Source organism: Kitasatospora sp. NPDC087861 (assembly GCF_044742585.1).
Lineage (GTDB): Bacteria > Actinomycetota > Actinomycetes > Streptomycetales > Streptomycetaceae > Kitasatospora.
The window spans coordinates 228,416-246,031 of the sequence record NZ_JBIUUS010000001.1 but is presented as its reverse complement, the minus strand read 5'-3'; the positions used below and the strand labels follow the sequence as shown (position 1 = coordinate 246,031).

Sequence of the window (17,616 nt, the reverse complement as noted above, 5' to 3'; positions counted from 1 at the left end):
TGCCCGTGGGTAATGTGTGCTCCGCTTATCCACCACTTACAAGCGTCGGCTGGCCGGACCTGCCCATGCCGCTCAGCGGACGCCCACCCCCGGGAGCCCCCCACATGCTCTTCACGCTGGTCACCAACCCCCGGATCCGAAGAATGGTGCAGGAGACGGCGGGCGGGTTGCCACGGCAGTTCTGGTGGCTCTGGGTCTCGACGCTGGTCAACCGGCTCGGCGCCTTCGTGGTCACCTTCCTGGCGCTCTACCTCACCAGCAGCCGGGGGTACTCGGCCTCCTACGCGGGCCTGGTCGCCTCCCTGTTCGGCCTCGGCGCGGCGGTCTCGTCGATCGTCGCGGGCGTGCTGACCGACCGGATCGGGCGCCGGCCGACCCTGGTCGGCGCCCAGCTCGGCACCGCCCTGTTCACCGCCGTGCTCGGCTTCACGGACGGCCAGGTCTCGATCGCCGTGGTGGCCTTCCTGGTCGGCTTCTGCAACAACGCCACCCGCCCGGCCATCTCGGCGATCATCGCGGACATCGTCCCGGCCGCCGACCGGGTCCGCGCCTACTCGCTGAACTTCTGGGCGATCAATCTGGGCTTCGGCCTCTCCTCGGCCGTCGCCGGCCTGATCGCCACCCAGGGCTACCTCACGCTGTTCCTGCTGGACGCGGTCTCCACCCTGCTCTGCGCGGTGGTGATCTTCGTCAAGATCCCGGAGACCAAGCCCGATACCCCGGCCGCACATGCCGACGCCCCGGCGGTCGGCCTCGTCACGGTGATCCGCGACCGCCGCTTCATGTCGGTGGTCGGGCTCACCCTGCTGCTCGCCCTGGTGATGCAGCAGGCCTCCACCACACTCCCCGTGGACATGGGCGAGCAGGGAATCACGTCCTCCCAGTACGGCCTGGTCATCGGCCTGAACGGGCTGCTGATCGTGCTGCTGCAGATCCCGCTCACCCGGTGGGTCGAGGGCCGCAGCCGGACGGCCATGCTGGCGGCGGCCGCGCTGCTCATCGGCTGGGGATTCGGGATGACGGCCCTGGCCGGGTCGTCCGCGTGGCTCTACGCCCTCACCGTGGCGGTCTGGACGGTCGGGGAGATCCTCTACACGCCGACCCTGATGGGCCTGGTCGCCGAACTGTCGCCGACCCATGCGCGCGGCCGCTACCAGGGCGTCTACTCGCTCTCCTGGTCGCTCGCCTTGTTCCTCGGCCCGGCCGTGGGCGGTGTGGTGCTGGACCACGCCGGTGGCGGGGTGCTGTGGGGCGCGTGCGGGGTGTGCGGCACGGTCGCCGCCGCCGGATACGCGGTGCTGGGGCGGCGCACCGGGGCCGCGGCGGACGGCGGTCCGTTCGAAGCCGTGGAGGCCGTGGAGGTGGCGGTGCCCGCCGCCGAGGTGGCCGTGCCCGCCGTGGAGGGGAAGGCCCCGGCGGGCGCCTGACACCGGGGACAGCCCGCCGACCGCGGCCGGACGGCCCCGGTCGGTCGGCCGCGGATCAGTCGGCCGCGGGGGCGGCCAGGTGGGCGAAGGCGGCCAGGTTGCGGGTGGACTCCCCGCGCTTGGTACGCCACTCCCACTCGCGCCGGATCGCCGAGGCGAAACCCAGCTCCAGCAGGGTGTTGAACGGCTCGTCGGCGCTCTCCAGGACCGTCCCGAGCAGCCGGTCCACGGCGTCCGGGGTGAGCGCCTCCAGCGGCAGGCGGCCGGCCAGGTAGACGTCGCCGAGCGGGTCGATCGCGTACGCGACGCCGTACAGCCGGGTGTTGCGCTCCAGCAGCCAGCGGTAGACGGCCTCGTGGTTCTCGTCCGGGCGGCGGATCACGAAGGCGTTCACCGACAGGGTGTGGTCGCCGACCCGCAGCGCGCAGGTGGTGCTCAGCTTGCGGGTGCCCGGAAGCGTCGCCACCAGCGTGTACGGGTCGGTGGTGGCCGGCTCCCAGGCCGCTCCGGCGTCGTCCAGGGCGGTGCGCAGGAGGGTCAGGGCCTCGTCCTTGGTGCGGATTGCCATGGGGGTGACGTTACTCGGCGGTACCGGGGGCGCGCACCAGCGGTGACGCGCCCCCGGCATCGGCGCCCGGCCCTGGGGATCGTCCGGGGCGGCGGTCAGGCCAGTCGCCGCCGGGCGGTGGCCAGTCGGCCGGCCGGGCGGGCCAGGCTGCCCGCGTACACCTCGGCGGTGGTCGCGGCGGCGGTGTCCCAGCCGAACCCGCCCGCGTGCCGGGCCGCCGCCTCGCCGCGCCGGGCGACCAGGCCCGGGTCGGTGACGTACGGCTCCAGCGCGTGCGCCCACGCCGCCGGCTCGTGGCCGGGCACCAGCGTGCCGGTCTCGCCGTCCCGCACCGCGACCGGCAGACCACCGACCGCGGCCGCCACCACCGGGGTGCCGCAGGCCTGCGCCTCCAGCGCGACCAGCCCGAAGGACTCGCTGTACGAGGGCATCACCAGGGCCGTCGCCGCGCGGTACCACTGCGCGAGCTCGGCCTGGCCGACCGGCGGGTGGAACCGCACCACGTCGCCGATGCCCAGCTGGGCGGCGAGCTTGTGCAGGCTCTCCGGCCGGGCCAGCCCGGTGCCGGAGGGGCCGCCGACCACCGGCACCACCAGGTGCTCGCGCAACTCCGGGCGGCGCGCCAGCAGTTCGGCGACCGCCCGCAGCAGCACGTCCGGGGCCTTCAGCGGCTGGATCCGGCCCGCGAACAGCAGCACCGCCGCGTCCTGCGGCAGACCCAGCCGGGCTCGGGCGGCGGCCCGCGCCGACGACCCGCCGGGGCGGAAGACGTCCAGGTTGACGCCGGGGTGGACGACGGCCAGCTGGTCCGGCCGGGCGGCGTAGTGCAGCGCCAGCTCGGCGGCCTCCTCGGTGGTGTTGGCGATCAGCCGGTCGGCCGCCTCGACCACCTGGGTCTCGCCGATCACCCGGGCTGCGGGCTCGGGCGTGTCGCCCTCGGCCAGCGCGGCGTTCTTCACCTTCGCCATGGTGTGCATGGTGTGCACCAGCGGCACCCCCCAGCGCTGCGCGGCCAGCCAGCCGACCTGCCCGGAGAGCCAGTAGTGCGAGTGCACCAGGTCGTAGTGGCCGGGGCGGTGGCCCGCCTCGGTCCGCAGCACCCCGTGGGTGAAGGCGCACAGCTGGGCCGGCAGGTCCTCCTTCACCAGGCCCTCGTACGGCCCGGCGGTGACGTGCCGCACCAGCACGCCCGGGGCCAGCTCGACGGTGGGGGCGTCGTCCGAGCAGATCGCCCGGGTGAACACCTCGACCTCGATGTTGAGCGCGGCCAGGCGCTTGGCCAGCTCGACGATGTAGACGTTCATCCCGCCGGCGTCCCCGGTGCCGGGCTGGTGCAGCGGCGAGGTGTGGACGCTCAGCATCGCTATCCGGCGCGGGCGGCGGCGGCCCGGCACGAGCGACTGCAGCCGGCCTCGCGCGGGCGGGGCGGGCTGGGCACGGCGTACCGAACGGACGGGGTGCTGGATCACCTGGCTGAAGCCTCCTCTGTGCGGCCCGTCTCGGCGGCCCGCGCACGGGCCGCCCGTTGTCCGGTGTGCGCTGCCCCGTCCCGGGCACACATCACCGCCAGAGTGCCAACCGCCTGGGCGGCGCCCGGCATTCCCGGTCCGGCGGACGAGATGCCGGGCGGGGTGACGTCCCAGGTCACAGCGGTGCCGGCAGCGGCCCGACTACCCTTCCAGGCATGGCTGCCTCCTTCGACTCCGCGACCGCGTCCTCCCGTGGGCGGACCGGACGGCCGGTGGGGACGGTCACCCGGGGCACCACCAACACCAACCGGCTGCGGCGGATGGACCGCTGGATCGCCCACACCCTCGGCCGCGCGCTGCGCACCGCCGGGCGCCCGCCGGTGGCGGTCGACCTCGGGTACGGCGCCGCGCCGTGGACGGCCGTCGAGCTGGCCGGGCGGCTGCGCGCGGTGCGCCCGGACGTCCGGGTGGTCGGGATCGAGATCGAGCCGGAGCGGGTCGCGGCCGCGCTGCCGTACGCCGATCCGCCGCTGCTCACCTTCCGGCGCGGCGGCTTCGAGGTGCCGCTGGACGGCGGCACGCCGGCCCAGCTGATCCGGGCCGCCAACGTACTGCGGCAGTACGACGAGTCGGCGGTGGCCGGGGTGTGGCAGCGGCTCTGCGCCCGGCTGGCCCCGGACGGGCTGCTGGTCGAGGGGACCTGCGACGAGATCGGGCGACGGCACGTCTGGGTCGCGCTCGGCCCGGAGGGGCCCCGGACGGTGACCTTCGCGGCCCGGCTGGGCGGCCTCGGCCAGCCCTCCGACCTGGCCGAACGGCTGCCGAAGGCGCTGATCCACCACAACGTGCCGGGCCGGCCGGTACACGCCTTCCTCGCCGACTTCGACCGGGCCTGGGCGGCGGCCGCGCCGTACGGGGCGTTCGGGGCGCGGCAGCGCTGGGTGGCGGCCTGCACGGCGCTGGCGGGTGACTGGCCGCTGGTGGACGCGCGCGGGCGGTGGCGGCAGGGCGAGGTCACGGTGCCCTGGGCGGCGCTCGCGCCGTAGCCCGGGTCGCGGGGTCCGGCGCGGGTGAGCGAGCCGGCGCGGTGAGCGACCCGGCGCATTCACTCGAACGAGTTATCGAATACCCCTGGCGTGTTGACGTCCCGTCACGCCACGATGGACGCCACCGAACGGCGCCACCGCCGCCGCTCGGCCCCAGCCCTGCCCAGCTCGCCCTTCTCCGCCGTCACCCGCCCTGCCCGAGCAGCTCCCGCAAGGCCCGTTCGAACACGCCGCACATCTCCGCCCCGAACAGCACGAACCGCACCTCCGCCAGCTCCGCGCCCGCCTGCGCGTCGCCGCCGTCCAGCACCTCCGCGACGGTGCCGAGCGCGATCCGGGCCGCGTCCGCCGGCGGCCAGCCGTACACCCCGGCCGACACCGCCGGGAACGCCACCGTGCGCGCGCCCAGCTCCGCCGCCGTGCGCAGCGACTCGCGATAGCAGGAGGCCAGCAGCTCCGCCCGCTCCTCGTACTCCTCCGCCAGGTACACCGGCCCGACGGTGTGCACCACCCACCGGGCCGGCAGCCGTCCGGCCGTCGTCGCCACCGAGCGCCCGGTGGGCAGCCCCCCGCCCCAGTGCGAGGCGCGCAGCCGTCGGCACTCCTCCAGGATCCGCGGCCCGCCCTTGCGATGGATCGCACCGTCCACCCCGCCGCCGCCCAGCAGAGAGGAGTTCGCGGCATTCACCACGGCGTCCACCTGCTGTTCCGTGATGTCACCCTCGACCAGGGTGATCCGTGTCACCATCGCCCGTCCCGTTCCTCTCCCCGCCCGGCAGCCGCCGGGACGGGATGACAGTCGTCGTCCGAGTCCGATCACCGCACCGCCACCGGCGTGGCAAAAGCCACAACGGCGCCGGTCGGCCAGAGAAATCCCCGGAGATCACGTTATGGTCGCGAGAAGTTCCCCGGCGCACGGTGCCAGGCGGGCACTGCGGACGGACGCTGACCGTTACGCACTCGGGGAAAGGGAGGAACCACCGATGCCCGCAACGGGAGACGGGCGGGCACCTGGTGCCGCGAGCCTGTCGGGCACCCATCACGGTGCCCCCGTTGGCCATGCCCGCAACCGCCCGCACGCGACCGGCTCGGCGACGACCGCTCCCCCGATACCTCACCCCCGGCCCCGGACCGGAAACCTCCCGGCCGCGGCCGACGCACCCGCCGCCGGCGGCACCGCGCCGCTCAAACTGCTGGTGATCGAGGACGACGCCTCCGACGCCCAGCTGATCAAGGCCGCGGTCGCCGACAGCGGCACCTCGATCGAGATCCACTGGGCCCGCGGCCTGGAACAGGCCGGCGAACTGCTCGCCGTGCCCTCGCACGGCCCCCGGCGCGGGCGCTCCCGCGGCAGCGAGTTCAGCTGCGTGCTGCTCGACCTCGCCGCGCCCGCCGACCTGCCGCACCCGTCCGACGACTCCGACGGCCTGGAGGGCCTGCACGAGTTGCTCCGCCGGGCCCCGCACACCGCCGTCGTGGTGCTCACCGACGCCGCCGGGGCCGAACTCGGCGCGGCCGCCGTCGCGGCCGGCGCCCAGGACTTCCTGATCAAGCACGAGACGGACGGCCCGCTGCTGGCCCGCGCCCTGCGCTACGCCGTCGAGCGCAAGCGCGCCGACGAGTCCCAGCGCCGCCTGGTCGAGGCCGAACTGCGCGGCCAGGAGAACGCCCGCCTCCAGCGCCACCTGCTGCCCACCCCACTGCTCGACGGCGCCGGCCTCTCCTTCACCCGGCGCTACCGCCCGGGCCGCCGCCGCGCCCTGCTCGGCGGCGACTTCTACGACGCCGTCCGCACCGACGACGGCACCGTCCACGTCGTGATCGGCGACGTCTGCGGCCACGGCCCGGACGAGGCCGCGCTCGGCGTCGCCCTCCGGATAGCGTGGCGCACCCTCGTCTTCGCCGGACTCACCGGCGAGGCCCTGCTGACCACCCTCCAGCACGTGCTGGAACACGAGCGGCGCAGCGACGAGATCTTCGCGACGCTCTGCATGCTCGTCATCGAACCCGGCGGCGCCAGCGGCGACCTCGGCTCGCTCGGCGCCGGCGAGCAGGCCCGCCTCTACCTGGCCGGGCACCCGGCGCCGCTGCTGCTCGGCCGCGACCACCCGCCGGTCACCCTGCCCGCCGACCTCGCCGGGCCGGCGCTCGGCCTGCTGCCGTGCTACGACGGGCAGGCCGCCTGGCCCGCCCACCAGCTCGAACTCCAGCCCGGCTGGCGACTGTTGCTCTACACCGACGGACTGATCGAGGGCCGGGTCGGGGCCGGTTCCCGCCGCCTCGGCCAGGACGGGCTGGCCGACCTCATCGGCGACCACCAGTCCGCCGGGCTCACCCGGGGCCGGCTCGTCGACAGCGCCATCGCCGAGGTCGAGGAGCTGAACGGCGGCGCGCTGACGGACGACGTCGCGGTGCTGCTGCTGGAGCGCAACCCGGTGCAGCTGATCCTCGGCTGAGCCGGCCGGGTGCCGGACACGACACGGCCCGGGCGGGTGAACTCCCCGCCCGGGCCGTGGTGTTGTCGGATCGTTCGGCCTACCAGGGCCCGTACGGGCCGGTGTTGCTGCGACCGCCGCGGCCGCCACCGCCGGTGAGCGCCCGGATCGCCGGACGCACGTCCACCATGTAGACGATCGACGCGACGAGCCCGGCGAGCGTCCCGATGCCGGTGAAGAAGTTCACCCCGAACAACAGGTCCCAGCCGAAGGCGATCGCCAGGATTGTCAGCCAGAACGGCTTGGTCTTCTTGTCCGCCGCCCGGTAGGCGTCCTCACGGCGGGTGACCGCGTCGAGCAGGGCGAACAGCTTGAAACCCAGGATGGCCACGGACAGCCACCAGATCGGGTTCAGGTAGGCCAAGTCCAGAATCTGGGCCACTCCGCCCATCGTGCTCTCCTCTGTCTCTCGGCTCCGGCGCACCGGCCGCCGCCCATCCTGGCACGGCGGGCCGTCCGCTCCGTGTCAACGTTCCGCGGTCACCGGATGTGCCCGTCCGGCGCGCCTTCACTCACTCCGCGCGGTCGGGGCCCTTCCGGGCGCGGGCGGCCTTCTTCGGGGCGCCCTGGGTGCCCGCGTCGCCGGTGTCGGCGTCGTCCTCGATCAGCTCGGCCTCGACCAGCTCGGCCGCGAGCGACTCCGGCACCTCGGCCGGCGGCGCGGTCTCGCCGGGCACGCCCGGACGGGCCCGGTCCACCACGACCTTGCCGCGCTCGGCCAGCTCGTCGTACGTCTCCTTGGCCTTCACCGCCAGCTCGACCGCGCGGCCGACCTGCTGGAGGGCGAAACCCTGGGCCCGCTCCTGCAGCGCCCTGAGGTCGGTGGGGAGCGTCGTGACGGTCTCGGCGACCTTGGCCTGCGCCTCGACCAGCTTCGTCTGCGCCTCCTGGAACCGGGCGGTGGCCTTCTCCTGCGCGCCCTTGCGGTCCGCGGCGAGCGCCTCCACCCGGCCCGGCACCTCGCGCAGCTTCTCGTACGCGAGATCCCCGGCGCCGGCGATGGCGTACAGCGGGGTCGGGTCGCTGAGGGTCTTCTTGATCTCGTCGGTGATCGGCATGGTTACCGGTCCTCCCGGTGGGTGTTCTGGGTGGCTGAGCCGTCGGTCGTCGGGCCGGAGGCTGGTGGAACGCCGGTACCGGCACCGGCCGCGGGCGCACCCTCGGCCACCGGACCCCGCAGGGCGGCGTTCTCCTTGAGGAAGGCGTCGTAGACCGCGAGCAGCGCCTGCTTCTGCTGCTCGTTGATCAGCGGATCGGCCAGGATCGAGGCCCGCAGCTCCAGGCCCTCACCGCGCCGCTCCTCCAGGATCCCGGCCTGGACGTACAGCGTCTCCGCCGAGATCCGCAGCGCCTTCGCGATCTGCTGCAGGATCTCCGCGCTCGGCTTGCGCAACCCGCGCTCGATCTGGCTGAGGTACGGGTTGGACACGCCTGCGGCCTCCGCCAGCTGGCGCAGGGAGTACTGCGCGTTGCGGCGCTGCTCGCGGATGTACTCGCCCAGCGAGCCGACGTTCAGTGAGGCCATGCCAGCAGCCTGCAACATCCCGCTTGCACATGCAAGCAGGACGCTAGCAGCAGCAAACGGCGCGGCGGCCCGAGCCCCGACCGGGGGATCAGGTGAGTTCGGGTGCGCGGACCGGCATCAGGAGGGAGTAGGTGCCGGCCCGGCCCGGGGTGCGGATCGCCAAGGGGGCGATCGGGCCGCCGAGTTCGAGCACCAGCTGCTCGGGGCGGCCGGCCCGCAGGGCGTCCAGGAGGTAGTCGCGGTTGACCGCCACCCTCAGGTCGCCGGGCGTGGGCTCGGGGCCGGCGACCGCGAGGCGGCCGTCCGCCGCCAGGGTGAGGACGGTGACCGGGCAGTCGGCGCCGTTCGGGCCGGAGGGCAGGGTGCGGGTGACGCCGTTCTCGACGGCGCCGCGCAGTTCGGCGGCGGACAGGTCGATCCGGTGCCCGGGGTCGAGCCGGGTCAGCGCCCGGTAGTCGGGGTAGTCGAAGTCCAGGGCGGCGCCCTCGATCCGGTGGCCGCCGGTCTCGGCCCGGACCAGGCCGCCGCCGAGGGTCAGCGCGACCTCGGGCGTGCCCGCGCCGAGCAGCGCGCGCAGGGCGTCCACCAGGGCGGTCGGGACGATCGTGCCGCCGACCGGTCGGTCGGGCACCGCGGTGGCAGGAACCTCGGCGGCGGGCACCTCGGCGAGCGCCATCCGGTAGCGGTCGGTGGCGACCAGGCGCAGCACCGGGCCGTCCGGCTCGAACAGCACCCCGGCGAGCGAGGGGACTTCGGGGTCGACGCCGACCGCGAAGCGGACCGCGTCCAAGGCGGCGGCCAGCTCCTCGGCCGGGACGGTGCAGCGGAGTTCGGCGGGGGTGGTGGTCATCGGTTGCTCCCTCTGGTCGATCATCACGCGGATCAGGGAGAGCTCGCGGCGGGCGTCGGCGAGGCCGTCCTCCAGCCGGCGCAGGTGCGAGTCGAGCACCCGCCGGGCCTGGCCGGAGCCGGGCACCGCGCCGAGCACGGCGCGGATGTCGGCCAGTGGCAGGCCGACCCGGCGCAGCCGGGCCAGCAGGCGGGCGTCGGCGAGTTGCCCGGGCCGGTACCAGCGGTAGCCGGTCTGCGGGTCGACCCAGGCGGGGGTGAGCACCTCGGCGCCGTCGTAGTAGCGCAGGGTGCCGACGCCCAGGCCGCTGGCGCGGGCCAGTTCGCCGATGCTGTGCAGCTCGCTCTCCATGCCGGTGACTCTGCGGGCTCGACCAGGTCGAGGGTCAAGCCCGGCCGGTGAGGTGGGTGAGCTTCGTCGGGTTGCGGACGGTGCGCAGCTCCGCGATCCGGAGCCGGCCGTCGGGCTCCTCCACGAAGTCGAACACCGAGACGGCGTCGACCGCGCCGTCCAGGGTGAGCAGCACCCCGGGCTGGCCGTTGACCAGGACCGGCCGGGCTGCGACGCCCTCGCCCAGCTGGTCGAGCACCCCGAGCAGGAAGCGGGCGACGTTGCCGGCGCCGGTGACCGGGCGCAGGGCGGCGCGGACCACGCCGCCGCCGTCGGTCCAGGCGGTGACGTCGGGGGCGAGCAGCTCCAGCATCCGGTTGAGGTCGCCGCCGACGCAGGCCGCGAGGAACTCGTCGGTGGCGCGGCGGCGCAGCTCCGGCGGGGCGTCGTAGCGCGGCCGGCGGGCCTGGACGTGCGCCTTGGCCCGGCTGCCGACCTGCCGGCACGCGGCCTCGGTGCGCTCCAGCGCCTCGGCGATCTCCCGGTAGGAGAAGCCGAAGGCCTCCTTGAGCACGAAGACGGCCCGCTCCAGCGGGGACAGGCTCTCCAGCACCACCAGCAGGGCGAGCGAGACGGTCTCGGCGCGCTCGACGTCGCCGGTCGCGTCCGGCTCGACGACCAGCGGTTCGGGCAGCCACGGGCCGACATAGGCCTCACGGCGGACGGCGGCCGAGTCGAGCCGGTTGAGCGCGAGGTTGGTGACCGTCCGGGCCAGGTAGCCGCCCGGGTTGGCGACCGGACCGGTGACCTGGCTCCAGCGCAGCCAGGTGTCCTGGACCAGGTCCTCGGCGTCGGCGATGCTGCCGAGCATCCGGTAGGCGATGCCGAAGATCATCCGGCGGTGCCGCTCGAAGTCGTCGAGGCCGGGGGCGCTGAGGATGTCGGTCACCGTTCCGACGCTACCGCACGGGCATCGGCGCGGCTGGGGGCGCGTCAGCCGCATCAGCTGCACCCATCGCGTCAGCTGCGGAAGGCCTCGTAGGCGGGGGCGAGCAGGGCGGCCAGGTCGCGGCCGCGCACGGTGACGCCGGAGCGGCCGAGGCGGTGCGGCGAGGGCTCGTCGGGGTCGTCCGCCGGCTCGGGCGGGGCCGGGCGCAGGGTGAAGTCGCCACCCCAGTAGGCGGCGACGTTCACGACGGGGGTGTTCACCGCAGGGGCGTTCACGGCGGGAGTGGTCACGGCGGGGGCGTGGTCGCCGTCGGGTGTGCGGCCGTCGTCGGGCACGGGTCGTCCGTCCGTCATGCGCCGTCCGTCCGTCATGCGTCCTCCTCCGCGACGGCGTCCTCGCGGGTGAGCGCGACCAGTTCGCGCAGGGCCTCGACCGGCAGGTCGGTGAGCCAGCGCTCCCCCTCCCCCACCACCGCCTCGGCCAACGCGCGCTTGGCGGCGAGGAGTTCGTCGATCCGCTCCTCGACAGTGCCGACGCAGACCAGGCGGCGGACCTGGACGTCCCGGCGCTGGCCGATCCGGAACGCGCGGTCGGTGGCCTGCTCCTCGACCGCCGGGTTCCACCAACGGTCCAGGTGGATCACCTGGTTGGCGGCGGTCAGGTTGAGACCGGTGCCACCGGCCCGCAGCGAGAGCAGGAACACCCGTGGCCCGTCCGGGGATTGGAAGCGCTCCACCATCTCCTCGCGGCGACCCCGGGGGACGCCGCCGTGCAGGTAGAGCACCTCCTCGCCGAGCCGGCGGGCCAGGTACGGGCGGAGCATCTCGCCGAACTCGGCGTACTGGGTGAAGACCAGCGTCCGGTCGCCCTCGGCCAGCGCCTCCTCCAGCAGCTCCGCCAACCGGGCGACCTTGCCCGAACGCTCGCCCAACGCCGATCCGTCGTGCAGCAGTTGGGCCGGGTGGTTGCACACCTGCTTGAGTTTGCCGATCGCGGCCAGCACCGTGCCGCGCCGCTCCACGCCCCGGATGCCCTCGACCCGCTGCAGCAGGTCGGCCACCACGGCCTGGTAGAGGCCGGCCTGCTCGGCGGTGAGGCTGCACCAGACCGTCATCTCCTGCTTGGCCGGCAGCTCGGCGGCCACCGCCGGGTCGGACTTGAGCCGGCGCAGCACGAACGGGGCGGTGCGGCGCTGGAGTTCGGCGGTGCGTTCGGGGCTGCGGTGCAGTTCGACCGGGATCGCGTAGCGCTCCTTGAAGCGTTCGGCCGGGCCGAGCAGGCCGGGGTTGGCGAAGTCGAGGACGGCGTGCAGTTCGGCGAGCCGGTTCTCCACCGGGGTGCCGGTCAGGGCGATCCGGTGGCGGGTGACGGGCAGGGCGCGGACGGCCCGGGACTGGGCGGTGCCGGCGTTCTTGACGTGCTGCGCCTCGTCGGCGACCACCCGGCGCCAGCGGATCGCGCGCAGCGCGGCGAGGTCCCGCTGGACCAGCCCGTAGGTGGTGATGACGAGGTCCACCTCCCGTACGGCGTCGGCGAGTCGGTCGGCGCCGAGCCGGCCGGAGCCGTGGTGGACGTGCCACCGCAGGGCGGGGGCGAAGCGCTCGGTCTCCCGCTGCCAGTTGCCGACCAGGGACATCGGGCAGACCAGCAGGGTGGGGCCGACCGCTCCCTCGGCCTGCTCGACGGCCAGCAGGGCGAGGGTCTGGACGGTCTTGCCGAGGCCCATGTCGTCGGCCAGCACGGCCCCGAGGCCGAGCCCGCTCATCGACCGCAGCCAGGCCAGGCCCCGTTCCTGGTACGGGCGCAGGGTGGCCCGGAAGTCCGGTGGCAGCGCGGGGGCGGGGGCCGGGGCGGCGCGCCCGGCGAGCAGGTCGCCGAGCGGGCCGTCCGCGCGGACGCCGGTGACGGGCAGCCCGGCGACGGTCGCCTCCGGGTCGAGGGCCAGCCGCAGCAGATCGGCGGTGGCCAGCACGCCGTCGCGCCGGTCGGCGAGGAAGGCGAGCGCGGCGGCGATCTGCGCCGGGTCGGCCTCCAGCCAGGTGCCGCGGACCCGGACCAGCCCCTGCTTGGCGGCGGCGAGTTCGGCCAGCTCCTGTTCGGTGAGCGGCGCGCCGTCCGGGCCGAGCGCGGCCTGCCAGCGGAAGGCGACCACGGCGTCCCGGTCCACCTGGGCGGTGACGGCGAGCATGCCGGGCGCGGGCGGGGTGGTGGCCCGCAGGGTGAGGCCGAGCCGGGGCCGGCGGCGCCACCAGGCGGGCAGCAGCACACCGAAGCCGCCCTCGGCGAGGGCCGGCGCGGCGGTGCGCAGGAAGTCCAGCGCCCCGGCCCGGTCGAGCGGGAGGGCGGCCGGGCGGGAGCGGTGCCGCAGGCCGTCCAGGGCCGGCCAGCGGTGGGCGGCGCGGGCGAGTTCGGAGACCAGGACATCGGCCGGGTCCGGCGCCTTGCGGGCCAGCGCGGCGCGGGCGGCGCCGCCTTCGTGCAGGTCGGCGGCGCGGACCAGCAGGGAGGGCTCGTCGACGGCCTGGAGCAGGAACTCCAGCTGCCAGGCGTCGTCGGAGGGCCTGCCCTCGGGGTCGTCCGGGGCGGGCCCGAGCGGCTCCAGCAGGCGGAAGCAGAGCCGGAGCGCGGGCGCGGTGGGTTCGGCGGCGGCGTACCAGGCGGCGATCCGGCGGCGCAGTTCGGCGAAGCCGTCAGAGGGGACGTCGGTGAGGCCGCCGTCCGGGGTGGTCAGGGCGTGCAGCCAGCGCTCGGCGGCACGACGGGTTCGGGAGCCCTCGGTTCCGGCGCCGACGGTTCCGGCGCCACGGGTCTCGGCGGCACGGGTCTCGGCGGCACGGGTCTCGCCGCCCGGGACCAGTGGGGGCGCGCCGACCAGCGCGGCCCGGGCCTCGGCATCCACCAGCGCTCCCAGCGCGGCGTCCAGCAGGGCCTCGCCGGTGCCGCCGCCGGCCGGCCACTCCCCCAGCAGGACGGGCGGGCAGCCGGCCGCCAGCTCGGCGGCCTCCCGACGGGCGGCCGGGGTGAGGTCGGGCCGCCAGCGGGCCTGCGGGCGGCCGTCCGTCAGGACCGGCAGTGGCAGCACCCGGCCCCGGCCGACCGTCCGCCAGGCGAGGTCGTGCACGCCGGTGAGCCAGCGCAGCGAGGGCCCCTGGACGACCTCGGCGCGCCCGGCGCCGGGCAGGTCGGTGCTGGTGACGGCCCAGTACGGGTCGAAGACCTCGCCGAGCAGCTGGGCGGCCGCCCCGGCGTCGAAGAGCAGCGCCGGCACCCGCCAGGGCGCCAGGACGGCCGCGCCCCGCGCCGGGGTGACCGGCAGATCGGGTGAGGGCGCGGGCAGCGCACCGACGGTGGGCAGCAGCAGGGTGGCCCAGCGCTCGGGGGCCTGGCCGGCGAGCCAGCCGAGGCCGGGCCCGATGCCGCCGAGCACGGCGGCCAGTTCGCCGGCCGGGCAGGCGTAGGGGTGGGCGCGCGGGGCCGACCGGTCGGGGCGCGATCCGGTGGCGCCGGGGTGGGCGCGGGCGTCCTCGGCCCAGAGGGCCAGCCGTCCGTCCGCCCGCCAGAGCGCGTGCAGGACGAACATGTGGGGGCCTTCCGGTCGGCGGAACCGTCCTTCGCAGCCTAACCGGGCGCTCCGACAGGGCGGGTCCGTCGAACGGTCCGGAACACGCCCCCGGAACACGCCCCCGAAAACACCGCGGAACACGCCCAGCGGTTGTGGTTGAAACTTGAACGAAAGAGCCTTACGCTGGAGCCAACAAGTTGAAGCCTAAACAAATGGCTTCGAACCCGAGGAGGAGCCATGGGCCTTTTCAACCGCACCAAGACCGCCACCCCCGCCACCGCCGTCGCGACCCCGGCGGGCCCGGACCTCGCCCACCTGACCGGCGACTGGACCATCGACACCACGCACAGCGAGGTCGCCTTCTCGGTCCGTCACGCCATGGTGACGAACGTGAAGGGCCGCTTCACCGAGTACGACGGCAAGCTGCACCTGGACGGCACCACCCCGGGCAACTCCTCCGCCGACCTGGTGATCAAGGTCGCCAGCATCGACACCAACCAGGCCCAGCGCGACGAGCACCTGCGCACCGGCGACTTCTTCGCCGCCGAGGCCTACCCGGAGATCCGCTTCCGCAGCACCTCGGCCGAGCGCCGGCACGGCGACACGTACCGGATGCACGGCGAGCTGACCATCAAGGACACCACCCGCCCGGTCGTCCTGGACCTGGAGTACACCGGCAGCGCCACCGACGCCTACGGCGCCGAGCGGGTCGGCTTCGAGGGCAGCGCCGTCCTCGACCGCACCGCCTTCGGCCTGACCTACAACGCGGCTCTGGAGACCGGCGGCGTGCTGATCGGCGAGAAGGTCAAGCTCAGCTTCGACATCTCCGCCGTCAAGGCGGCCTGACCGGCCGTCCACGGCTGCCACCCCAGCGGGACCCGCCGTACGGCCCGGTCCGCGCGCCCACCGCCCCTGCCGACCCCCGACGGCAGGGGCGGTGCCATGTCCGCCCGCACGCCCCGGGGGCCGCGTTTCCAGACCCTGGGCACCCGTGCTCCGCGCACCGGGGCCCTCAGCACCCTCGCCGGCCGACCGCGCCGATCAGCCGAGCAGCGCCGCGTCCGCCACCGGCAGCCAGCTCCCCGACGGCCGGTGCAACCAGCCCTCGGCCGCACCGAGCCCGGTGGCCGCGGCGACCAGCGCGGCCAGCCCCGGGTGGCGCTCACCGGGCCGGTGCACCAGGCTGACCAGGCTCAGCGGCACCGGCTCCACCAGCGGCAGGTTCACCACCCCCGGGATCCTCGGCCCGCCGACTGTGGTCAGCATCGGGTCGCCGTGCCGGGCGAGGTAGCGGGCCGTCTCGTCCACGCCCACCGGCGGGACGTACGGCGCGGCCGGTGTCAGGCCGTGCTCGCGCAGCAGGCGGACGCCGAGGTCGGTCCACTCGGTGGTGGCCGGGTTGCCGGCGCAGACGTCGACGGGGTGCCCGGCCAGCTCGGCGAGACGCAGCGCGGGGCGGCCGGCCAGCGGGTGGGTGTCCGCCATCATCACCGAGATCCGCTCCAACCGGACCGGACGCTGGGCGAGTTGGTCGCGCAGCTGGGCGGGCAGGCCCGCGTACCGGCCGAAGGACACGTCCAGCCGGTGCGCCAGCAGTTCGGCGGCCGCCGCGGTGAGGCCACCGTGGAAGCGGGCCAGCAGTTCCCCCTCCGGCCAGGCGGCGCGGGCCCGTTCGAGCACCCGGTCGGCGGTGAGGTCCGGGCCGGTGACGTCGCTGTTCAGGTCCAGCAGCAGCGGCCGGGCGGCGCCCGCCAGGATCTCGTCGTGCAGGGCGAGGAGCCGGCGTGCCCGGGGCAGCAACCGCAGCCCGGCCGGGGTGAGTTCGACGCTGCGGGTGGTACGGGTGAACAGTGCGTCGCCGAGCAGCCCCTCCAGGGTCCGGATGTCCCGGCTGAGCGCCTGCTGGGCGACGTGCAGCCGCCCGGCGGCCCGGCCGAAGTGCAGGGTCTCGGCGGTCGCGACGAAGCCGCGGAGCAGGCGGGGGTGCAGGTCGCGGGGCATGGGCGGCAGATTAACAACACGCCGTTCCGACAACATCCTGTTGTGAATGCGGCGGAACAGGTGTTGGACGGCCACCGGGCAACGCGGCGAGGCTGGGGGCCTTCCCCTTCACCCTCCCCAGGAGCCCGATGCCCTCGCGCGCCCTCTTCGCCTCCTACCGGCGGCTGTTCGCGGCCCCCGGCGCCGCCGCCTTCACCCTCGCCGGGCTGCTCGGCCGGCTCGCGCTGTCGATGAACGGCGTCTCGCTGGTCGTGCTGCTCGCCGAGCGGCGCGGTTCGTACGCGCTGGCCGGCACCGTCTCGGCGACCGGGCTGGTCACCGGCGCGATCGGGATGCCGCTGCTCGGGCGGCTGGTGGACCGGTACGGGCAGGCGCGGGTGGCCGTACCGGCCGCGCTCTACAACGCCGCCCCGCTCGCCGCCCTGCTGCTCTGCGTCCGGCTCGGCGCCCCCGACTGGACGCTCTACGCCTGCTGGGCCGCCTGCGCGGCCGCGCCCAACCTCGGCGGCATGGCCCGGGCCCGCTGGGCGCACCTGTACCGGGCCGACCCGGCCGCCCGGCACCTGGCCAACTCCCTCGAACAAGCACTGGACGAGCTCTGTTTCATGGCCGGGCCCGTCCTCGCGATGGCGCTCTGCACAGCGGTCACCCCGGAGGCCGGGCTGCTCGCCGCCGGGACGCTCGGCACCACCGGCGCCCTGCTGTTCGCGGCCCAACGGCGCACCGAACCGCCGCTGCCCGCCCGCTCGGCGCGCGACCGCCACGGCTCGCCACTGCGGGTACCCGGACTGCGCGTGCTGCTGCTCACCTTCCTCGCCACCGGCATGGTCTTCGGCTCGACCGAGATCACCACCGTGGCGTACGCCGACACGCTCGGGCACAAGGCCGCCGCCGGCGGGCTGCTGGCACTGGTCGCGGCCGGATCCTGCGCGGCGGGGCTGCTGTTCGGGCTGCTGACGCCGCGTCGGGCGCCCGGCCTGCGCTTCCTGTGCGGGACGGCGGCGATGGCCGGCGTGCTGCTGCTGCCGCTCGCCGCCGGACTGGGCGGGGCCGGGCTCGGCCTGCTCGGGGCGGTGCTGTTCGCGGCCGGCACGGCCACCGCGCCGACCATGGTGACCGGGATGACACTGGTCCAGGAGCTGTTGCCGCAGCGGCAGTTCAACGAGGGGATGGCGGTCGCGGTGTCCGGCATCGTGGTCGGCATCTCGGGCGGTGCGGCGCTCGCCGGCGCGGTCGCCGAGCACACCGCCCCCGGTACCGGCTATGTGCTGCCGGCCGCCGCGGCCGTGCTCGCCCTGCTGATCGCCCTGGCCGGGCGCCGTTCGCTCGCGCCCGCCCGGCGGGCCCCGGCGGAAAATGCCGAGCGGGCTGTCAGTACCTCGGTCTAGCGTTCG

16 protein-coding genes are annotated in these 17,616 nt (G+C 75.3%); 5 read left to right on the top strand and 11 right to left on the bottom strand.

Annotated elements, in window-relative coordinates:
• Positions 1 to 104: 104 nt before the first annotated feature.
• Positions 105 to 1,427, top strand: coding sequence for an MDR family MFS transporter (locus ACIOJE_RS01035; RefSeq protein WP_400772529.1), 1,323 nt, complete (start codon positions 105 to 107; stop codon positions 1,425 to 1,427).
• A gap of 55 nt (positions 1,428 to 1,482) precedes the next feature.
• On the opposite strand, the gene ACIOJE_RS01030 is transcribed toward ACIOJE_RS01035, so the two are convergent.
• Positions 1,483 to 1,995, bottom strand: coding sequence for a YbjN domain-containing protein (locus tag ACIOJE_RS01030; protein WP_400772527.1), 513 nt, complete (start codon positions 1,993 to 1,995; stop codon positions 1,483 to 1,485).
• Positions 1,996 to 2,090: 95 nt separating this feature from the next.
• Positions 2,091 to 3,464, bottom strand: a complete 1,374-nt coding sequence (mshA, locus tag ACIOJE_RS01025; protein ID WP_400772525.1) for a D-inositol-3-phosphate glycosyltransferase — start codon at positions 3,462 to 3,464, stop codon at positions 2,091 to 2,093.
• Between the two features lie 215 nt (positions 3,465 to 3,679).
• On the opposite strand from mshA, the gene ACIOJE_RS01020 reads away from it, so the two are divergent.
• Positions 3,680 to 4,510, top strand: a complete 831-nt coding sequence (locus tag ACIOJE_RS01020; protein ID WP_400669210.1) for a class I SAM-dependent methyltransferase — start codon at positions 3,680 to 3,682, stop codon at positions 4,508 to 4,510.
• A 184-nt stretch (positions 4,511 to 4,694) separates the two neighbouring features.
• Here the strand turns inward: ACIOJE_RS01020 and ACIOJE_RS01015 are convergent, their stop codons facing one another.
• Positions 4,695 to 5,258, bottom strand: a complete 564-nt coding sequence (locus tag ACIOJE_RS01015; protein WP_280675604.1) for an O-acetyl-ADP-ribose deacetylase — start codon at positions 5,256 to 5,258, stop codon at positions 4,695 to 4,697.
• Between the two features lie 235 nt (positions 5,259 to 5,493).
• On the opposite strand from ACIOJE_RS01015, the gene ACIOJE_RS01010 reads away from it, so the two are divergent.
• Positions 5,494 to 6,966 carry a PP2C family protein-serine/threonine phosphatase gene (locus ACIOJE_RS01010; protein ID WP_400772522.1) on the top strand — a complete coding sequence of 491 codons (1,473 nt, stop codon included), beginning with the start codon at positions 5,494 to 5,496 and terminating at the stop codon, positions 6,964 to 6,966.
• 79 nt (positions 6,967 to 7,045) lie between these two features.
• Here the strand turns inward: ACIOJE_RS01010 and ACIOJE_RS01005 are convergent, their stop codons facing one another.
• The 7 genes from ACIOJE_RS01005 to ACIOJE_RS00975 all read right to left on the bottom strand — a co-directional run bounded on the left by ACIOJE_RS01005 (position 7,046) and on the right by ACIOJE_RS00975 (position 14,239).
• A complete protein-coding gene (locus ACIOJE_RS01005) occupies positions 7,046 to 7,378 on the bottom strand; it encodes a DUF2516 family protein (RefSeq protein ID WP_400772808.1) in 333 nt (110 codons plus the stop codon).
• Positions 7,379 to 7,517: 139 nt separating this feature from the next.
• Entirely contained in the window at positions 7,518 to 8,063 is a 546-nt protein-coding gene (locus tag ACIOJE_RS01000; RefSeq protein WP_400772520.1) for a hypothetical protein, read from the bottom strand.
• Positions 8,064 to 8,065: 2 nt separating this feature from the next.
• Positions 8,066 to 8,530: a helix-turn-helix transcriptional regulator gene (locus tag ACIOJE_RS00995; RefSeq protein WP_280675610.1), complete on the bottom strand. Its 465-nt coding sequence runs from the start codon at positions 8,528 to 8,530 to the stop codon at positions 8,066 to 8,068.
• Between the two features lie 88 nt (positions 8,531 to 8,618).
• Positions 8,619 to 9,731, bottom strand: coding sequence for a MerR family transcriptional regulator (locus ACIOJE_RS00990; protein WP_400772518.1), 1,113 nt, complete (start codon positions 9,729 to 9,731; stop codon positions 8,619 to 8,621).
• A gap of 34 nt (positions 9,732 to 9,765) precedes the next feature.
• Positions 9,766 to 10,659, bottom strand: coding sequence for an RNA polymerase sigma-70 factor (locus tag ACIOJE_RS00985; RefSeq protein ID WP_280675615.1), 894 nt, complete (start codon positions 10,657 to 10,659; stop codon positions 9,766 to 9,768).
• Positions 10,660 to 10,730: 71 nt separating this feature from the next.
• On the bottom strand, positions 10,731 to 11,030 hold the full coding sequence (locus ACIOJE_RS00980; RefSeq protein ID WP_400772516.1) for a hypothetical protein: 300 nt from the start codon (positions 11,028 to 11,030) through the stop codon (positions 10,731 to 10,733).
• The gene (locus ACIOJE_RS00975) at positions 11,027 to 14,239 is read right to left on the bottom strand and encodes an SNF2-related protein (protein WP_400772514.1); all 3,213 of its coding nucleotides are present in this window, start codon (positions 14,237 to 14,239) and stop codon (positions 11,027 to 11,029) included. The genes ACIOJE_RS00980 and ACIOJE_RS00975 overlap by 4 nt, the downstream gene beginning before the upstream one ends.
• A 219-nt stretch (positions 14,240 to 14,458) precedes the next feature.
• On the opposite strand from ACIOJE_RS00975, the gene ACIOJE_RS00970 reads away from it, so the two are divergent.
• Positions 14,459 to 15,067, top strand: coding sequence for a YceI family protein (locus ACIOJE_RS00970; protein ID WP_400772512.1), 609 nt, complete (start codon positions 14,459 to 14,461; stop codon positions 15,065 to 15,067).
• Positions 15,068 to 15,262: 195 nt separating this feature from the next.
• Here the strand turns inward: ACIOJE_RS00970 and ACIOJE_RS00965 are convergent, their stop codons facing one another.
• Positions 15,263 to 16,222: a LysR family transcriptional regulator gene (locus tag ACIOJE_RS00965; protein ID WP_400772511.1), complete on the bottom strand. Its 960-nt coding sequence runs from the start codon at positions 16,220 to 16,222 to the stop codon at positions 15,263 to 15,265.
• Between the two features lie 128 nt (positions 16,223 to 16,350).
• Here ACIOJE_RS00965 and ACIOJE_RS00960 point away from each other — a divergent pair, with 128 nt between their 5' ends.
• On the top strand, positions 16,351 to 17,610 hold the full coding sequence (locus tag ACIOJE_RS00960; protein WP_400772510.1) for an MFS transporter: 1,260 nt from the start codon (positions 16,351 to 16,353) through the stop codon (positions 17,608 to 17,610).
• Positions 17,611 to 17,616 lie beyond the last annotated feature (6 nt).

Bases quoted from the DNA above. Each gene is read 5' to 3' on its own strand.
- ACIOJE_RS00975 (WP_400772514.1), bottom strand. From the start codon at position 14,239: ATGTTCGTCCTGCACGCGCTCTGGCGGGCGGACGGACGGCTGGCCCTC.
- ACIOJE_RS01020 (WP_400669210.1), top strand. From the start codon at position 3,680: ATGGCTGCCTCCTTCGACTCCGCGACCGCGTCCTCCCGTGGGCGGACC.
- ACIOJE_RS01000 (WP_400772520.1), bottom strand. From the start codon at position 8,063: ATGCCGATCACCGACGAGATCAAGAAGACCCTCAGCGACCCGACCCCG.
- ACIOJE_RS00995 (WP_280675610.1), bottom strand. From the start codon at position 8,530: ATGGCCTCACTGAACGTCGGCTCGCTGGGCGAGTACATCCGCGAGCAG.
- ACIOJE_RS01010 (WP_400772522.1), top strand. From the start codon at position 5,494: ATGCCCGCAACGGGAGACGGGCGGGCACCTGGTGCCGCGAGCCTGTCG.
- ACIOJE_RS00960 (WP_400772510.1), top strand. From the start codon at position 16,351: ATGCCCTCGCGCGCCCTCTTCGCCTCCTACCGGCGGCTGTTCGCGGCC.
- ACIOJE_RS00970 (WP_400772512.1), top strand. From the start codon at position 14,459: ATGGGCCTTTTCAACCGCACCAAGACCGCCACCCCCGCCACCGCCGTC.
- ACIOJE_RS01030 (WP_400772527.1), bottom strand. From the start codon at position 1,995: ATGGCAATCCGCACCAAGGACGAGGCCCTGACCCTCCTGCGCACCGCC.
- ACIOJE_RS01015 (WP_280675604.1), bottom strand. From the start codon at position 5,258: ATGGTGACACGGATCACCCTGGTCGAGGGTGACATCACGGAACAGCAG.
- ACIOJE_RS00990 (WP_400772518.1), bottom strand. From the start codon at position 9,731: ATGGAGAGCGAGCTGCACAGCATCGGCGAACTGGCCCGCGCCAGCGGC.
- ACIOJE_RS01035 (WP_400772529.1), top strand. From the start codon at position 105: ATGCTCTTCACGCTGGTCACCAACCCCCGGATCCGAAGAATGGTGCAG.
- ACIOJE_RS00965 (WP_400772511.1), bottom strand. From the start codon at position 16,222: ATGCCCCGCGACCTGCACCCCCGCCTGCTCCGCGGCTTCGTCGCGACC.
- ACIOJE_RS00980 (WP_400772516.1), bottom strand. From the start codon at position 11,030: ATGACGGACGGACGGCGCATGACGGACGGACGACCCGTGCCCGACGAC.